At 53.5% G+C, this 16,669-nt stretch carries 10 protein-coding genes; 7 read left to right on the top strand and 3 right to left on the bottom strand.

What is annotated here, in order from left to right:
- Nucleotides 1-15: 15 nt before the first annotated feature.
- From NXT00_RS02960 to NXT00_RS02950, 3 genes are all read right to left on the bottom strand, one after another.
- Nucleotides 16-1,020 carry an iron-siderophore ABC transporter substrate-binding protein gene (locus tag NXT00_RS02960; RefSeq protein WP_259077377.1) on the bottom strand — a complete coding sequence of 335 codons (1,005 nt, stop codon included), beginning with the start codon at nucleotides 1,018-1,020 and terminating at the stop codon, nucleotides 16-18.
- Between the two features lie 203 nt (nucleotides 1,021-1,223).
- On the bottom strand, nucleotides 1,224-3,506 hold the full coding sequence (locus tag NXT00_RS02955; RefSeq protein ID WP_259157994.1) for a YncE family protein: 2,283 nt from the start codon (nucleotides 3,504-3,506) through the stop codon (nucleotides 1,224-1,226).
- Nucleotides 3,507-3,935: 429 nt separating this feature from the next.
- Entirely contained in the window at nucleotides 3,936-6,188 is a 2,253-nt protein-coding gene (locus tag NXT00_RS02950; RefSeq protein ID WP_259157992.1) for a YncE family protein, read from the bottom strand.
- Nucleotides 6,189-7,035: 847 nt separating this feature from the next.
- On the opposite strand from NXT00_RS02950, the gene NXT00_RS02945 reads away from it, so the two are divergent.
- From NXT00_RS02945 to NXT00_RS02915, 7 genes are all read left to right on the top strand, one after another.
- Nucleotides 7,036-7,755, top strand: coding sequence for an SDR family oxidoreductase (locus tag NXT00_RS02945; protein WP_259157990.1), 720 nt, complete (start codon nucleotides 7,036-7,038; stop codon nucleotides 7,753-7,755).
- Between the two features lie 32 nt (nucleotides 7,756-7,787).
- Complete coding sequence (locus NXT00_RS02940; protein WP_259077393.1) at nucleotides 7,788-8,429, top strand: isochorismatase family protein; 642 nt, start codon at nucleotides 7,788-7,790, stop codon at nucleotides 8,427-8,429.
- Nucleotide 8,430: 1 nt separating this feature from the next.
- Nucleotides 8,431-9,543, top strand: coding sequence for an isochorismate synthase MenF (locus NXT00_RS02935; protein ID WP_259157988.1), 1,113 nt, complete (start codon nucleotides 8,431-8,433; stop codon nucleotides 9,541-9,543).
- Nucleotides 9,540-11,249, top strand: coding sequence for a (2,3-dihydroxybenzoyl)adenylate synthase (locus NXT00_RS02930; RefSeq protein WP_259157987.1), 1,710 nt, complete (start codon nucleotides 9,540-9,542; stop codon nucleotides 11,247-11,249). The genes NXT00_RS02935 and NXT00_RS02930 overlap by 4 nt, the downstream gene beginning before the upstream one ends.
- A gap of 11 nt (nucleotides 11,250-11,260) precedes the next feature.
- Entirely contained in the window at nucleotides 11,261-11,482 is a 222-nt protein-coding gene (locus tag NXT00_RS02925; RefSeq protein WP_259077398.1) for a phosphopantetheine-binding protein, read from the top strand.
- Nucleotides 11,483-11,545: 63 nt separating this feature from the next.
- On the top strand, nucleotides 11,546-12,784 hold the full coding sequence (locus NXT00_RS02920; protein ID WP_259157985.1) for an alpha/beta hydrolase-fold protein: 1,239 nt from the start codon (nucleotides 11,546-11,548) through the stop codon (nucleotides 12,782-12,784).
- 9 nt (nucleotides 12,785-12,793) lie between these two features.
- Nucleotides 12,794-16,654 (top strand): AMP-binding protein, encoded by a 3,861-nt coding sequence (locus tag NXT00_RS02915; RefSeq protein WP_259157984.1) that lies wholly within the window; start codon nucleotides 12,794-12,796, stop codon nucleotides 16,652-16,654.
- Nucleotides 16,655-16,669 lie beyond the last annotated feature (15 nt).

The raw sequence follows: 16,669 nt of genomic DNA, 5'->3' as shown, positions 1-16,669 counted from the left end.
GACATTTCTACTCTCTTAGACGAGTTTTTCTACGATATCGTCGATCAGGCGATTCATCAGGATCGGGCCGCCTGCGGATGTCCATACGGAGCCATCCACTGGGATGATATGGTCTTGCTGAAAAGCCTCGAGGGCACTAAAACCCGGAATATCTTTAGCTGCGGTAATGGCTTTTACGGCCTCTTCTACCCCAGCGCTACCGCCTGCTTGGGGGTTGTTAACGGCAGAGCCTCCGAGGGTGCCAAAGAATATATAGTCTGCGTCAATATCATGGAGATTCTCCAAGGAAACGGGGTCGGAGTGACCACGCCCTTCGCGATCTTGATTGGGTGGGCGTCGCAGTCCAACGTCCTCGAGGGCTCGACCAGCAGGGAGTTCCTTTAAGATCATGGAGGCGCTATTGCCCTGCCAGCGCACAACGCTAAAGGTGGAATCCGCGTAGGCGTCGAGTTCCTTAGATACTTTTTCAGTTTTCTTGTCGTAGGCTGTGATCAATTTCTCGCCTTCATCGCTGAGGTTCATGGCGTCTGCAGTGATGCGGAGATTATCGCGCCAATCACCCCCCGCCCAACCGGTATAAACCACTGGGGCGATTTTGTTGAGGGCTGCAATCACAGGCGGATTGTTATTAATGCTGGTGCCGTCGACGAAAATAATATCGGGTTGAGCCGTGGCTATGGCTTCGAAGTTGGGTTGGGCGACATTTCCCAACAGCGGTACGTCACCTGCTATCTCAATAAGATAGTTGGGCAAGGTTGCTTGACCGCGGCCTGCCACCGCTCCGACCGGGGTGATACCCAGGGCGAGGAGGTTATCTAAGGTAGGTTCAGATAGTGCTACCACACGCTGAGGGGAAAGCGGTACGACAACGTTTTGACCATCGATATCGGTGATAGTGCGATTGGAGGATTGCGTATCCTGCGGCACGTCTTGAGATGAGCACGCTACTAATCCTGGGATCAGAAGGGCTGCGAGCCCCGCTAAGAGGTGGGGACGAAGCATGGATGGCAAGGCGTTCATGGATTCCTTTTTCATAAGCAGGTTGAGAGGGTACACATGATGCGGTCATCATGTAGGCGTAGGTCTTTATCTGCTGGAGAAGAAGACAGCACGAGGGGAATAGGGCCGCAACCCCATTCCCCTAGTGGATCAGTAATCCCGTACCTGGGTCTTCCTTTGATGAGAAGGAAAACCTAGGTAGGAATTTACGATCGCTTGGTGTTTTAGAAAGGCAGGCGGATGCCTAACTGCATCGCAAGGGTGCGTAAACCACCGAGGATCACGGCGAGTATTCCTAGCGATCCGACGATTGAGAGCACGATAGTCGCCCACTCAGGCAGACCGCTTTCGCTAGAGGTCCCATCGTTTCCGCTGGGGGATTGCGGTGGGGTTTGCTCCTTGAGCTTTAAAGCGTAGAAGCCGTCCTGCCGATCGTCGCCGACACCCGCGCGGGCTTTATTTGTCACATAGACGGTACCGTCGGGGCCGACATTCACATGGTTAGCTAAAGGCCCAACTGGAATCTTTGCAACGATATCCTTGGTTGCGGGATCAATAGCAATGAGGTTGCCATCACCACGGTTGGCCACATAAACGCGCTTGTCCACAGGGTTATAAGCGACACCAAGTCCGGTCGCACCAGTACGGATAGTCTGCTTCTTATTTCCGGTGTCCGCATCGAGAATCGTAGTCTCACCGGTTTTCTGGGATGAAATATATAGCTCGTTGCGTTCTGGATCGAGAGCCACTCCGGTTCCGCCAATTAAACCGTCAACCGTGAAGAGCTCAACGTCGTTAGTTTTCACGTTGATCTTTGCCACATGGTTGGAGTTTCGGGCAACGGTATAGAGATAACCCTTAGCCGAATCGAGTTCGAGATCCATCGCGAGTTTGAAATCCTCGGTCAAGGAAATCTCTACTGGATCTAGCTCGAGGTTTGGATCAGCGACCAAGACTTTGCCGTGGTCTCGATCTGCCAGGGAGAAGTACACCTTGCCGGTAGTTTCATCCACAATGGCATCGCGGGGATGCTGTGCGGTACCTACAGGCCATTGCTTTTTAAGTTCCAGTGTTGTTCCGTCATAGGCGGCAATGGCATCCTGGCGGGAGTTTGCAGCCCACAGCAGGTTATTTTCGGTATCGAGGGCGATACCAAAAGCAGCGAAGATACCATTTTCGTCATCGCGGTGAGCAATTTCGACTTCGTCCTTCTTGCTGAGATCCTGAGCATCCAGGCGGTAGAAGACGGAGTCATCAGTGCGGTTAGATCCATTAACGATCACTGTATCGGTACGAGAATCATAGACTGACTGGTAGAGACCAGTGGGGAGCATTACTGACTGCTGTTCGTAGTCACTAACATTGAGAGCCGCACTAGGGGCATTGATATTAGTGCCAGCCGAAATAGTGGTTTCGATTCCAGACGAGCTGTAGGTAACAGTTACTGGCTCCCCGAATGGGGCATCGGCGGGGACCATCACATTGTCTATCGCCACTTGGCCGCGATCATCAGCGCTAACAGGAGCACTCAACCAGTTAGCACCATCGGTGCCCACGCGTACGACCTCAGCTCCAAGTGGCAGGTTGGCCACGCTGACAGTCACAGGTGCGCCCTGCGGCGCTCCGTCGCTAACTTCAGCATATGCAGTAGTGACAAGTGTGAGTTCTTTGCTCATGCTGCCAGCGGTGACGACGATTTTGTGAACGCCAGCTAGCGCCTTAGGTTCCGTCATACGCAGGCTAGCTTTGAGAACTCCATCATCGCCCACGGTGAAGGTGCCGAGTGAGAAAGCATCTTCGCCTATGGTGACAGTTGCTTCTTCACCGGCGGTGAAACCGGGTACTTCCATCTTGATGCGGAGCAGGCCAGCTGGTCCATGGCGGTTGTCGGCGGCGTTACCTCGAACTGAAGTGATTTCGGGAGAAGATGTGGGGGCTTCAATGACCTTTGTCATGCAAATGCCATCATCTACGCCGGTGTTATTGACATCGAAGGTGAGGTGAGCAGAAATAGCGGTACCACCATCGGTGCCTCCGAGGACCGAAATGACATGCTGGCCATTTTCCAGGTTCCCAGGTAGGACGACGGAAACATCGAGGTTGCCATCGGCGAACATATCAGCGGGTATTTCTAAAGTATCGGAGCGCCCTTGAAAGCCTTGAAGTCCGGAAGCTTGTGATTGCGCAGCAAGGTCCCACTGTTTATCATTGCTGTCGATTTTCAGCACTAGGAATCCACCAGGGCGAGGGACAACGTCCGTTGCGGTGATACGGACAATATCGCCTGCGTGGAAGTTTTTCGTATCAGCGCCGACAATTTTCAGATCGGTTCCTATGATGCCGCGAGAAGCGCGCGGTTGGACGCTAGCGCACTCAGCATCGTTAGCGAAGGCAGGGGTGCTTGAGACGACTCCGAGACCGGAGCCGAGGAGAGCGGCACTCATGAGTCCTGCCAGAGCGCGTTGGGTGCCACTTATTCTTATTTTATTCATTGAAGTTTTATTCATTGAAGAAAAATTCCTTTGTTTGTAGATACCAAAATTTGTCAGGCGACTTATATAGGTTCAAGAAAATAGCGATCCCACCGTTGTCACCGATAAGTTGTAACTTATATTCAATCTTTCGATTGATATAACCAGTCCTTCGCTGCAAATCCTAAGGTAAGCCACAGCGCAAATCAACGCTTTTTCCCACTTCAAGCCAGCTTTTATAGGTAGATTCAGATACAGGTATCACATGGGAGGTAAATCTACCCTTAGCTAAACCTCTAATTAATGAGGTCACCCTTAGTGGAATGTGGCATGAGAGCTCGAACAGCTCCCAAATGTTAGATACGTCATATAATTTGGACTTGTTTATATGTCCATGCCGGTACGGGGGCGGGATCTACCCCCGTACCCAGTCAGCGAACTAGATGATGACGAGAGCTAGCAGCCTCAGAATGGCAACCGAATACCGAACTGCATCGCTAGATTGCGCAGGCCGCCTATGATCAATCCAAAGATACCCAGGATACTTGTGATGGAGATCAGAACTGTGGCCCACATTGGCAGCGGATCAGAACTCGACATGTCATCGCCTCGTTGCTCCTTTAGCTTGAAGGCGAAGAGTCTATCTTTGGCCTCTGGATCAGCTTGGCTTGCCTTATTGACCGCATAGACAGTGCCGTCAGCGCCGACCGAGATATGGTTCGTATTCATACCGGCGTCCAGACGGGCCACAACCGTGTCGGTCTCCGTATCAATCGCTACTACCGTACCTGCCTTGCGGTGAGCCACGTAGATGCGACCATCGCTCGGATTGTAGCGGGCATTCAACGCTGATGCTCCAGTAGGAATCTCGGTAATGAAGTCCATGGTATCGGCGTCGAATACCACGGTATTACCGGTTCCCTGCGCGGTGATATAAAGCTTATTGTGTACCGGATCCAACGCGACACCCGATGCGGATTCCACTAGATCTGAATCCATGCTCTTTGTCGTCACCTGCTTATTCGCCGAGGCGATATCGATCTTGGCAATATTCGGGTTGACCCTCGAAGTGGTATACAGCAAGCCCTTGTCAGCATTAAGAGCAAGTGACATTGTGATGGCAAAATCTGGGCCGAGATCAATGGCTACGGGAGCATCAGCCTCGAGATCATAGATATGCACAGCGCCGGTGGCACGAGAAACCATGGAAACATAAGCCAAACCTGTTTTCTCATCGATAACAACATCGCGTGGATGCGCGGTACTCCCCTCGCTCCACGTCTTCACCAGACTGAGATCGCTTTGGCGATAGACACTGACGGTATCTTGCAGTGTATTGCTCACCCAGACGAGACCACGCTCATTATCTAACCCAACACCAAAGGCTCCACGCACGCTCTCACCTGTGGAATCACGATCTTGAATATCAAGAGTTTGCTCTATCGTGAAGGTCTTAGCATCAATCTTGTAGATCGAAGAATCCTCTCTGCGATTTGCCCGCGTGACAAATAGCTTGCCAGTCTTATCGTTGATGGCACTCTGGTATAAGCCCTTCCCTAGTTCCATCGACTGAGAATCATAGAGTTCCGTGGCTATGAGATCACGAGGGGCATTGACCCGCTCACCGGTGTCAACCGTGTAGTCGCGACCAGCTATGGAGTAGGTGGCCCGCACCTTCTCACGGAATGGTGCGTCGGCAGGAACCATCACTCCAGTTTGCTCCGCTATTCCACCCACGGCGCTTACCGGGGCACTCAACCAGTTCTGCCCCTCCACGCCAACACCCGTAAGTTCAGAACCATCGGGGAGATTGACTACTCGCACAGTAGCTTGGGAGCCTTGAGCGGCATTCTCACTAATCATGGCATAACCAGTGGTCAGCAGACGGAGCTCCTTTGTGGTCGTACCATCGCTCACAGTAAGCATATGCGCTCCTGCAAGAGCACTGCCCACGGGTAGAGTCACGGTAGTTTTTAATACACCAGCAGGATCAACCACGAGATCATCGGGCAGAGTCAGCGCTTGGGTACCGATACTCATCGTGGGTGTGGCGCCTGCCATCATCCCCTCGACGACGAGGGAAACGCGGATCTCGCCGGCCTTGGCACGTCGAGAGTCCGTGGCATACCCGGTTACACTTTTAATCTCAGGAGATTGGATGGTGAGGGTGCCACACAAACCGTCGTCAGCTGCGGTGTTATCCACAAAGAAGGGGACAGAATAAGACAGTCGTTCGCCCCCTTGCCCTCCACCTAAGACGGTCAGGAAGTTTTGGCCATTAGGAAGATCCTGCGGAAGGACAACGTGGATATCCAATTCGCCATTAGCAAATAGATCGGACGGAACTATTAAGTTCGGGGATTCCGTTTCTGTTCCCGAAATTTCGAGGTTTGATCCCTGAGCCTGATCGGCGCGAACCCAATTATTAGCACCTTTATTAATTTTGATAACCAAAGGGTTTTCAGCGCTGCGAGGGGCGACCCCGCTGGCGGTTAGATGGATGGTATCTCCCGAACGGAAATTTTTGACATCAGCATTGTCGATGGTGAGGGTCATATCCTCGGGAGCTATATTGCCGGGCGCCTGCACAGAGGCGCAAACCTCGGTGGCAAATGCGGGAGTCGTAGCAACGACGCCGAGACCAGAGGCCACCACGGTTATACTCATGAGTCCAGCGAGAGCGCGCTGGTGAGCTTTGGGGGCGAGAAGATTCTTCATATAATCACTTTCCGTTTTTTTATTTGATCCATACCTGCAAGTGCAGACCGCTAATCTGTTATCTATAAGGGGCCACATAGCTCGACTTGGGGGGAATAGATTTTCAGCATCACCGTGAGCAGGCTATGGAAACCAGAGGGTGTATCTGAGCATTTTGGGAGATCTGATATCAAGCTCGATATCACCCCCATATACGTAGAAAATCTGTAGAAAATCTTGGGGAGCCAGATGCAGAATTCAACCTTTTGACTGATTTCTCAACCGTACTCTCGGTTGATGATCTTAAGCCGGCCCCACTGGGCTCTCAACGGGGCAAATCCGCACTTGAGGCGATAATGGCACCTCGCGCTGGGTGACGTAAAAGGTGACCAGTCTTTTTGTAAACGCCTAATTGATATGGTTAGCCAAAGCTTTTCAGAAGCCGGATAACCTCACGCGCCCCGATTGATTCTCAAAAAGTTGAATACCTCACAAAAACTCGGGGGTAAAAAAGCAGCACACCCACTAAATGGGCAGTCCATACCCATGACTATCCCTGGCCACCGGCTTGCAATCGAGTAATCATCGGATGATTCAGCCAGAAGGTGGAAAATAATTAGCCTCGATCGCATCGTCGTGCTTTAATGGGTACATCATTTTGGTTAGGCTTAGTTAACAAAAAGTTGTACTACGTTCTAGCTTAAGGCTTCGGCTGGAATGTAGACCTGATCACAAATCGGCTGCACCGGCGACGGCAAAAAGATGAATAGACGCCTGACACTGTCATTTTTCTTTGCACACCGTACTTTTGATTCCCTTAATCCCCTTAATCAGCATCCCTTTAATCAGCGAAAAGAACTCCACAGCTATGCATTCCCCATCACAACATCTCTGTGTCACCGGAGCAGCCGGAGGAATAGGACGTGCCGTCATCGCGCAGGCCACTGCTCGCTACCGGGCGATCACCGCCATCGACCAAGACACCGTGGATATCCGCGATGAGGCGCAGGTACGTCAGGTCATTGCCCGCGCCGAAAATCAACACGGCCCAATCGATGCACTCATCCACGTTGCTGGCGTCATGCAGCCCGATCGCTGCTTAGAAGAAGACCATAGCTTCTTTGGCAACCAGAATTTTGAGGTCAATATAGGAGGCACCATCGCTGTAGTCTCACCCATAGCCCAGGCCATGTGCGCCCGGCGGCGCGGAAGCATTGTTGTGGTTTCCTCTAATTCCGCAACGACTCCACGCATCGGGATGGCCAGCTACGGGGCGTCAAAGGCAGCCGTGACAGCCTGGACTCGCACCTTAGGGCTCGAATGCGCTCGCTACGATGTCCGCTGCAATATCGTCTCCCCAGGATCCACACTCACGCCCATGCTCACCGGTATGTGGCCAGATGGCGTCGATGCAAGCGAGCGCGTCATTGCCGGCACCGCTAGTGAGTATCGCCTCGGAATTCCGCTGCAGAAACTCGCCCAACCTGATGATATTGCCCATGCGTGCCTCTTCCTCGTCTCCCCTGAATCAGCTCATATCACGATGCACGATCTGCGTATCGACGGGGGCGCAACTCTCGACAGCTAGGCTCTACCGGTATCTTGCGATTGGACACTTTAATGGCTATCCCCCAGATTTCTCCTTACGGTCTGCCCCAACCGCCAGCTGTGCGCGCCGCAGATTGGCAACTCAATGTGTATCGAGCGGCCTTGCTGATTCACGATATGCAAAATTATTTTATCCGCGCCTATCACCCTGATCAGGAGCCCATCCGCACCGTCATAGCCAATATCGCAGCCCTCGCCGATCGAGCTCGTTCCCTTGACATCCCCGTCTTTTATTCGGCGCAACCCCCTCGGCAACACCCCCACCAGCGGGGTCTTCTTAACGAGGTGTGGGGAGTTGGAATGCAGACCGCTCATGATGCGGAGATCATCGCCCCCTTGGCGCCAGAAGCAGGAGATCATGTGATTGAAAAATGGCGCTACTCGGCTTTCGAACGGACCTGCCTAGCTGGAGCACTCTCGTACAGTGGGCGCGATCAACTCATCATTACTGGAGTCTACGGGCATATGGGATGCCAAGTCAGTGCCGGCGATGCCTTTATGAAAGATATTCAGCCGTTCCTTATCAGTGACGCCATAGCTGACTTCACCCGCGACGAGCACGAACAAGCACTATTATGGGTGGCCAAGCGGTGCGGCGTTGTTCTTCCTACCCGCCACGTGTTCAAACAATTAGATCCTGCGGGAGGAGAATAATATGCGCAGCTTTATTTTTATTTCACCAGAAGAAAACCTCAGCGCCCACGGGATTGCTCAGAAATTCTCCACCGTGCACGATGGAATTGACTACCTCAATAATGACGGAGAAATTGTTCTAGGAGCTCTTTCCTTCCACCCTGATCGCACACCCTATCTTTTTGCTCCGGACAGTTTTCAGTTCTCTTCTACCACCCCTACCCTTACTGAGCAGGAATCACTCACCGTCGTATCCGTGACAGATTCTCCTAGCCCTAGCCAGCACTATGAATCAATCAACCGCGCTATTGGTGATATTAAAGCAGGGAAGGTTGACAAGATTGTGCTCTCCCGCGCGCAGCGTTACCGCCTCCTTCACGAACCGCACCCCGAGGCCATCCTGGCGCGATATATGCACAGTGCCGGCACCGGCTACGGCTATCTCAGCGCAGTCGGCAACGGCGAGTACTTCGTAGGACCCAGCCCAGAAATTCTCCTCCTCAAGCGCGGTAAAAGTTTCATCTCCTTGCCCTTGGCTGGCACTGCCCCGCGCAGTGAGGACTCTACAATCGATAACCAGCGTGCGGAGTTATTAAAAAACTCGCATAAGGATCATATTGAGCACGCCTATGTTACCGAAGGGCTCCGAGAGATTCTCGCTCCGCTAAGCCGCACGTTGGATATTCCACGCCACCCTTCACTCATTCGCACCACGCATACGTGGCATTTGGGGACCCGTATTCAGGGAGAACTAAAAGAAAATATGACTGCCCTTGAATTGGCCTCTCTATTACACCCCACGGCAGCAGTCAACGGTTACCCAAAAAACCGAGCTCTTGAGATACTCAAAGAGCGTGAACCGGATCGCGGCTTTTATGCTGGCACGGTGGGGTGGTCGGACCGCCATGGCAACGGTGAGTGGCGGGTGGCTATCCGGAGCGCGCTCATTGGTGGACGTGATGTCACCGCGTACGCTGGGGGCGGAATTGTAGCCGATTCGGTAGCTGCGGATGAACTGGCAGAAACCTCCACGAAGTTGGGGCCGATCCGCGCGGTTCTCAATCTTGGTCCAGAAGTGGTGCATCCCGTGCCCCAAGGACCACCTCATCAGAGCTCCGAGAAGGACTCGATATGATGACCTATACCCCCTACCCACCAGAGCGCGCCGCGTATTACCTCAGTAGGGGATATTGGACATCCGATACCTTCGCTGATTTCTTTGCGCACCAAGCGCAAAAATATCCACACCACACTGCACTCGTAGCCCAGGACAGTGGAGGAGACATACACCGCTCCAGCTATCTGGACCTCAACACACATATCGAAGCTACCGCCGCCTTTTTCGCCGAAAGTGGAATAAACAACGGCGATTTCGTGGTCGTGCAGCTTCCTAATATCTACGAATTTGCCGTCACTATTGGCGCCCTCTTCCACCTCGGGGCACTGCCAGTATTCGCCCTACCGGCACACCGTGGCCACGAATTACGGCATTTTATTAGTCAGAGCAAAGCTACAGCACTGGTGTGCGCCGCCGAATTTCAAGGATTTAATCACGCGGCACTCGCGGATTCTTTGCGCGAAGAATTTCCTACGCTCACCGTTATCATCGCTGGCCCGCATAAGGACCACAGCGACAACCTCTACCTTCATTCCGGCGTGTGGCTCAGTGGTGCTACCTACCCGCGCCACGCTGTCGATGCCTTAGATCTTGCCTTCTTGCAGGTTTCCGGAGGAACCACCGGAACCCCTAAGCTCATCCCTAGGACCCACGCCGACTATCTCTATTCGGTGCGTGAATCCGCTCTCATATGCAGCCTCGACGAGCACACCCGCTTCCTTGTCATTTTGCCGGTGTCCCATAATTTTACGATGAGCTCCCCCGGGGTCTTAGGGGTTTGGCTCAAGGGTGGCACTGTCGTCTTTTGCACCGATCCCTCTCCCTCCACGGCCTTTAAGATTATCGCTCATGAGGCTATTACCATGACCTCATTGGTACCTCCCTTGGCACTCGCATGGCTTGCTGTTCATGCCAACACCAAACCCGATCTCTCTTCGCTGGAGATTCTCCAAGTAGGTGGGGCTAAATTCTCTAGCGCTGCAGCCAGCCGCATCGGCCCAGAGCTCGGGTGTCAGTTGCAACAGGTCTTCGGGATGGCCGAAGGTTTGGTGAACTATACCAGATATGATGATCCACCTGAGCTGGTCACCACAACTCAAGGCCGTCCCATCTCCGCTGATGATGAGATCAGGATCATTGATGATTCTGGCCAACCGGTAGCCCCAGGTGAACCCGGTATTTTGCTAACCCGCGGCCCGTATACCATCAATAGTTATTTCAACGGCGCGGACCCAGATTCCTTTAGCCCAGACGGCTTCTATATCACTGGCGATATTGTCCGCCAACTCCCCACAGGCCACCTGATCGTTGAGGGTCGTTCCAAAGATCAGATTAACCGCGGAGGCGAGAAAATCTCCGCCGAGGACATCGAAAACCACCTCATCACCCACCCCCTGATCCGCGACGCCGCCCTCGTGGGCGTAGCAGATGACATGCACGGGGAGAAAACCTGTGCCTTTATCGTGCGCGAAGTACTCACCACTGACACCGAGCTCAGCACTAGTGGTCCTAGTAGGCCTAGTAGGCCTAGTGGTCTCAGTGCTGCAGAACTACGGCAGTATCTACGCAACCGTGGTGTAGCAAGCTATAAAATTCCCGATTTCTTCGAATTCGCCCAGGAATTTCCACACACCGGGGTGGGCAAAACCAGCCGCAAAGAATTACGCGCTTTAGTACTCAAATATATCCAAAGCACTTCGGAGTCCACACCATCATCAGAGTAAGGAGCACACCAATGAAACTGACCGAGACACAATTAAAAGATGAACTCGCCACAGTTTTAGGCATTTCCCCTGAGATCATCACTGCCGACGCTTTAATGGTTGATCTCGGTCTTGATTCCATGGGGCTCATTATGTTGGTAGAGAAATGGCGAGCCGATGGCTACGAGGTGGAATTCAACGACCTGATTGCTGCCCCCACCTTTGGTCAGTGGCTCGACATTCTCAGCACCTAAAACCACAGGACATATAACCATCGTGCTGCCACTACTAGGCAGCCAAAAAGCTGGGAGTTATCAGTGTTTTATCGCGATGCAGAGATCATCGATGCCTGTGCGACAATGAACAACCCTGCGCACTTTTTATCCCAGCTTCTCACCCAGGGAACCCCACTACATCACCCCACCGGGATCGAGATGACTTTCCTTGTGGATCTCTGCGAGCTTGACCCCGCCTACGGGGTCTCTCCACCAGATGACGTTCATGTATGGATTAATCGCCTGACCGATAAGACACGCCACGCTCACGGGTTGATGCGCCAGGTCCCAGGAACATCCGTGTGGGTCCGCACCTTGACAATTCCCCCAACTGTGCGCGCTTCCTATTGCTTCCGCATCAATGCTGGCCACTATCGCCCTCCAGGGCACAATAATTATCCTCACTTCTTCGACCCCCACGCCCGATTCGGTCATCTCATTTCTGAAGGGAGAAAAGGGCTCTCGCTCATCCGCGGGCGGTCGGCTCCCCCACACCCTATATGGGATGCACTCACGCACCCACACCCGGCGCGCTTCGATTGCTCACCCGAGGGTATCTACTCCTATTTTCCGGCAATCCCTTGTGCTGATTTGCCCCTGCTGATTCTGCTCGACGCCGATATATGGTTTCAGCGTCTCCACCTTGAGGTGGCGCTCGATCAGGCCATCGCGCACGGCATGATTCCTCCGGTTGCTGTTATCGGCCTTGGTTTTTCCTCGCCCGATAAGCGTCGCCAGATGCTCACTGTAAATCCCGAGACTTCGCATTATATTGCTTCCCAATTACCTCTTATGGCCCAGCAATTGGCTAAGACCCGCGGCCATCGCCTCAGCAGCGCCAAGCCTCTCATTGCAGGTCAGAGCCTTGGGGCTTTTCAGGCGCTGTATATAGCTCTTAATTGTGCTGATCTTTTCGGGGCGGTTATTGCGCAGTCACCGTCGCTGTGGTGGCACCCAGGGCCGGAAGCCAGCCCGCGCGATCTAAATAACCAGGTGCTTCCATGGCTGGTCACCGAACTCTATGAGCTGAGCATTCCACAGCGCCTACCCCACTTCTATATCTCCACAGGACTGCGGGAGGATCAACTCCTACCGCATGTTATGTCATTAATAACAGCCCTCGATGACCTAGATTGGCCCCATTCATTTTCTCTTATCGACGGCGGCCATGACCTCGCGTGGTGGCGGGAGACGCTTTTCGACGATCTAAGCGCCGCCCTCAGCGAGTACCCACGCGCCCACCTCGATCCTCGCGCTTTTTCGACTACCTATCCCCGATAAGGACTCATCATGCATTCCCCCACTACCTACATCGCTCTGAGTCCCACGCAGCAATCTATGTGGTTCGCCCATATGCTTGACCCCACCAGCGCGCAGTACCAAACCGCGGAGCTCATTATTTTCGACGGCGAGGTAGATATCGATCTCCTCCGCACGGCCATCACGCAGTGTATTCAATCGGTGGAGGTTATCAATGCTCATTACGATAGTCCGCACCGCGCCGTGCTCCAGCCGAATCCGTGCCAGGTGACCGTGGTAGAGGCGCCCGTTGATTACCCTAGAAAGTTCGCCCGCACCATCATGCTTACCCGGCTTAATGGCGATCTCGTGGGAGAAACACTCACTGCTCACTGGCTGTTTAGGGATCAAGATCATAGGGTGTACTGGCTGGCTCGCTTTCACCATATCTGCTGTGATGGTTTCTTTGTCAATGCTCTTATCCGCTGGATAGCGGATACCTACACCGCCTTCGTCAATCACGCGCACTTACCGTCGTCACCCTTTATTCCTCCTGACTATGTGGCAGCAGAATTCACCCTTGAACCGCCTACTCCGAGTGCGGCGACACGCGATTATTGGAGTGCGACTCCGCTGGTCACCCCACCCCCTTTGCTGGAACCGGCGGGAGATGAACTCATGGTCAGCGCTAGGGCCACTGTAGCTGCTTCGGCGCGCCGATCATTTATGGCTTTAGCGCGCGAGTATCACGCCCAGGAGCTGGAGTTATTATTGGCGAGCTTGGCTCATTATTGCGGTGTGCTCTCAGGCGTCACCGAGCGCATTAGTATCGGGGTCCCCATGATGAACCGCCCCCTAGGACAGGCGCTGGTAAGCCAGGGCCCCTTAGTCAATGTTCTAGGCCTCGACGTTGATCTTCATATCCCGCAGCCTGGAATCGATATCAACGAGGTATCTAAGGCGCTGAGTCTCCTCCGCGCCCATAGTGATATCAGCGCGGCCCAATTGCGAGCGCTTAAAGGGATCTCGGATCCCTATGAGCGTTTTATTGGGCCGCATCTAAATTTCCGGCCCTTTAGCCCGAGGTTTCAATTTGCAACGATCCAAGCACTCCTGGAGACCATTGCCGTGGGGCCGATTAATGATTGCGAATTCATCATTCAGTCCACACCATTAGCGGAATTAGAAATAATTGTCTTGGGTCGCGGCTCCAATAACGCGCACCTTGTTCGCGACCACGCCCAGCGCTTCGCTGAGTTTATCAGCACACTAGATATCTCGGGTGGCCCCCTCTTTGCGGGAAAATCTGTAGCTACGGCGCATGAACGTAGCTCCATTGCTCATTACCAAGGGGATCGCCGAGCCATCGAGTACCAGACCCTCGGAGAGATGATCACCGCTGCCCGCAAGCGTTATGGTCAGCTGGATAAACTTCTTGGTACCTTTGACCTCGGTGGGGAAGATCTGCGTTGGCTTAGTGCTCCCGAGGTATGGGCGAGAGTTGATAGGCGATGCGCGGCTCTGCGCAGCTACGGTCTCCAGCCCGGGCATATCGTCGTCCTGCATATAGAACGCGGAATGGAATTCCTTCTTACTGTCGCGGCTCTTGCTCTCATGGGAGTGACGTGGTGCCCAGTAGACCCCACCCTGCCGCTAGCGCGACGCACCTATATGATCGACGCCAGCGGAGCGGACGTGGTAATGTCTGCCACTTCGCTCGATCACCCGATCCCTACTATAAGGGTCACCGATTCCACCTGCTCAGCTCCTACGTCCCCTATCCGATCCCCCCATGCGCATCCACAGTGCGCCTATATCCTTTTTACTTCCGGATCCACTGGCGCCCCGAAGGCGGTAGCAAATTCTCAGGCAGGTATTGTCAATCGACTCAGCTGGATGTGCGAGTATTACCAGATAACACCTGAGGATATTGTGCTGCATAAAACACCCAGTTCTTTCGATGTGTCAGTATGGGAGTATCTCTTAGCTTTTACTCACGGGATCCCAACTGCGATTGCGACGCCACTAGCTCATAAGAATCCAGCCGTCATTGCCTCCCATCTCACTCTGGCGCACGCCACGATTTGTCATTTTGTGCCTGCCGCCCTCACATCCTTTTTAAGTTTCACTCAACACCCCTCGAAAAGAGACCAGTGGGACGCAGCTCGCTTTAATCTGCGCGCCCTTATCTGCTCAGGTGAGGCATTGGAGGCAAGCCTGGCATCTCGCGCTCAGGATTTCTTTGATGCTGATATTCATAACCTTTATGGACCCGCCGAGGCGGCGATTGATGTCACCGCCCATACCTTTACACCGACCGATCATCTGGTCCCCATTGGGGCACCGGTGTGGAATACCGATATCCATATTGTTGACCCCTATTTCGCGCCCCTGCCACCAGGCTTTAGCGGCACTGTACTGATTGGTGGCATACAGGTGGGATTGGGATATATAGGGCGCGAAGATCTCACCGCGCAGCACTTTATTACCCTCCCCCACCTGGGCCCCACCACGCTCTATAACACCGGTGACACGGCTTATTGGTTGAATGGGGAGCTGATCTATACGGGGCGAGCAGATAGCCAGGTGAAAATTCGCGGCCAGCGTGTGGAGCTCGCGGAGATCGAGAATACCCTATCGAAGCTCCCCGAGGTGCTCGCCGTGGCGGTCGTTATTGACCACAGCCATGGGGACCCCAAAATTGTGGCTTATTATATTCCCGCTGATCGAGAAGTTCCCGAATTACTCGATCGCCATGCACGCTCCTTCCTCGCGGAATATATGGTGCCCTCGTTCTATATAGCGCTTGACGCTTTCCCCATGACTCCCAATGGCAAACTAGATACCCAGGCCCTACCAGCCCCCGTCCCAGAGCACACAGGTGGCGCGATAATTTCACTCGATCCCACGGAACAGGCAGTCCACAAGGCTTTTGAAGAGGTTCTGGGGCAGCGTGTCAACGATGCTGATCAGAGTTTCTTTTCCCTAGGCGGTCATTCGCTTAGTGCGGTGGACTTGGCGCTGAAATTTCCGCAACTTAGTGTGGCAGATATATTTGCCCACCCCACGATTTCCGGCCTGGCTAAATGTCTGAACTATTCAACAGATGCTGGAGGTTTCGATCCGGTTATTACTCTGCGTCCGCATCACGGTGGGGCAGCTATTTTCTGCTTCGCTCCAGCAGGTGGACTCACCTGGTCCTATTCCCCCTTGGCGCACCTCCTGGAAGAGTACGATCGGCACTCAGGTAGCGGCATTTTTGGTATGCAATCTCTGGGTATTCTCGATACTGCGCACCGAGCAACCAGCATTCAGGCACAAGCGCGAGCTTCACTAGATAAAATTCGAGAGCTGTGGCAGATCCATCATTTTAGCTCTGTCGTGCTTGTCGGCTGGTCGGTGGGTGGCGTTGTGGCTCATGAAGTGGCCTGCCAACTTCAGCACAGCTGGGACGGTGTCGCTATCAGCGGACTCTATCTCCTTGATGCCTACCCTCCTCAGGTATGGCAATCTGTGCCGATCCCCTCTGAGGAGGAGTTATGGGCAGGAGTTCTCGCCATGGCAGGGCTCAAGCGCGCCGATGATACTCCCCTGAGCGCAGCTGAGATCATCGCGGCCATGAGGGATTCCCATGGAGTTTTTTCCCAGTTGCGTGACCACGAAATTGATGGCATTAGGACAATGGTGGCGCACAATGCATCGTTGATGCGTGAGCACACTGCGGGCTTTTACTCTGGGCAAGCGGTGCACTATACCGCGGGGCTAGATCGAGCAACCCGGTTACCGGAGATTACGGTGAGCGCTTGGGATCATCTGATTGAGCACCTGGAGTGCGTTGAGTATCCCGTCAATCATCCAGGGATGGTGGGAGTAGAGGTTCTAAATGACCTGGCTCAGCGGATTTCGCATTAAAAAAAGACCCTGTGA

This window comes from Corynebacterium sp. ES2715-CONJ3, assembly GCF_024814365.1.
Classification (GTDB): Bacteria; Actinomycetota; Actinomycetes; order Mycobacteriales; family Mycobacteriaceae; genus Corynebacterium.
The sequence above is the reverse complement of the archived record's forward strand: the minus strand, read 5'-3'. Positions and strand labels throughout refer to the sequence as shown.

What these genes read in the sequence shown, in the direction of transcription:
- NXT00_RS02940 (WP_259077393.1), top strand. Translation starts at nt 7,788, where the DNA reads ATGGCTATCCCCCAGATTTCTCCTTACGGTCTGCCCCAACCGCCAGCT.
- NXT00_RS02930 (WP_259157987.1), top strand. Translation starts at nt 9,540, where the DNA reads ATGATGACCTATACCCCCTACCCACCAGAGCGCGCCGCGTATTACCTC.
- NXT00_RS02950 (WP_259157992.1), bottom strand. Translation starts at nt 6,188, where the DNA reads ATGAAGAATCTTCTCGCCCCCAAAGCTCACCAGCGCGCTCTCGCTGGA.
- NXT00_RS02945 (WP_259157990.1), top strand. Translation starts at nt 7,036, where the DNA reads ATGCATTCCCCATCACAACATCTCTGTGTCACCGGAGCAGCCGGAGGA.
- NXT00_RS02960 (WP_259077377.1), bottom strand. Translation starts at nt 1,020, where the DNA reads ATGAACGCCTTGCCATCCATGCTTCGTCCCCACCTCTTAGCGGGGCTC.
- NXT00_RS02935 (WP_259157988.1), top strand. Translation starts at nt 8,431, where the DNA reads ATGCGCAGCTTTATTTTTATTTCACCAGAAGAAAACCTCAGCGCCCAC.
- NXT00_RS02915 (WP_259157984.1), top strand. Translation starts at nt 12,794, where the DNA reads ATGCATTCCCCCACTACCTACATCGCTCTGAGTCCCACGCAGCAATCT.
- NXT00_RS02955 (WP_259157994.1), bottom strand. Translation starts at nt 3,506, where the DNA reads ATGAATAAAACTTCAATGAATAAAATAAGAATAAGTGGCACCCAACGC.
- NXT00_RS02925 (WP_259077398.1), top strand. Translation starts at nt 11,261, where the DNA reads ATGAAACTGACCGAGACACAATTAAAAGATGAACTCGCCACAGTTTTA.